1 protein-coding gene is annotated in these 1,004 nt (G+C 71.4%); it reads left to right on the top strand.

The window, feature by feature from the left end; translation table 11 throughout:
* On the top strand, positions 1-1,004 hold a 1,004-nt coding region (locus AOK24_RS42835; protein WP_159052206.1), incomplete at both ends, for a type IV secretory system conjugative DNA transfer family protein.

The raw sequence follows: 1,004 nt of genomic DNA on the forward strand, positions 1-1,004 counted from the left end.
ATCGGCCTCACCGACTCCGGCCGCCCCCGCCCCGTCGGCCTGCGTGTCCCCGACGCCCGCCAGCACCTCCACGTCCTGGGCGCCACCGGCTCGGGGAAGTCGGAGCTGCTGGGCCGCATGATCCTGGCCGACGCGGACGCCGGGCGCGGTCTGATCGTCGTCGACCCCAAGGGCGACCTGGTCACCGACATCCTGATGCGGCTGCCCGAGCACCTCGGCGAGAAGGTGGTGCTGTTCGACGCCGACAGCCGCACCCGCCCGCCCGTCCTCAACCCCCTCGAAGGCGCCGACGCCGCCCGCACCGTCGACAACCTCGTCTCGATCTTCTCCCGGATCTACGCCTCCTCCTGGGGCCCGCGTACGGAGGACATCCTGCGCGCGGGCCTGCTCACCCTGCGCGAACTCCCCGGCACCCCGCTCCTCACCGACCTCCCCCGCCTCCTGTCGATCCCCGCGTTCCGCCGGCGCGCGGTCGACCAGATCCACGACGAGGTTCTCAAAGGGTTCTGGTCCTGGTACGACTCCCTGTCCCCCGCCTCCCGCGCGCAGGTCATCGCCCCGCTGATGAACAAGCTCCGGGGTCTGCTGCTGCGGCCGTTCGTACGCTCCGCCCTCGCCGCCGGACCCTCCACCGTCGACATGGAAGAAGTCCTCGACGGCGGGATCTGCCTGGTGCGGATCGCGAAGGACTCACTGGGCACCGAGACCTCCCGCCTCGTCGGCTCGATCGTGGTCGCCCGTACCTGGCAGGCCGCCACCCGCCGCGCCCGCATCCCCCACTCCCGCCGCCACGACGCCGGCCTCTACATCGACGAGGCCCACAACTTCCTCAACCTCCCCTATCCCCTGGAGGACGTGCTCGCCGAGGCCCGCGGCTACCGCCTCGCCATGACGCTGGCCCACCAGTACCTGCGCCAGCTCCCCAAGGACCTCGAAGAAGGCATCAGCACCAACGCCCGCACCAAGATCTACTTCAACGCCTCCCCCGAGGACGCCCGCCGCCT

This window comes from Streptomyces niveiscabiei, from assembly GCF_001419795.1.
Classification (GTDB): Bacteria; Actinomycetota; Actinomycetes; order Streptomycetales; family Streptomycetaceae; genus Streptomyces; species Streptomyces niveiscabiei.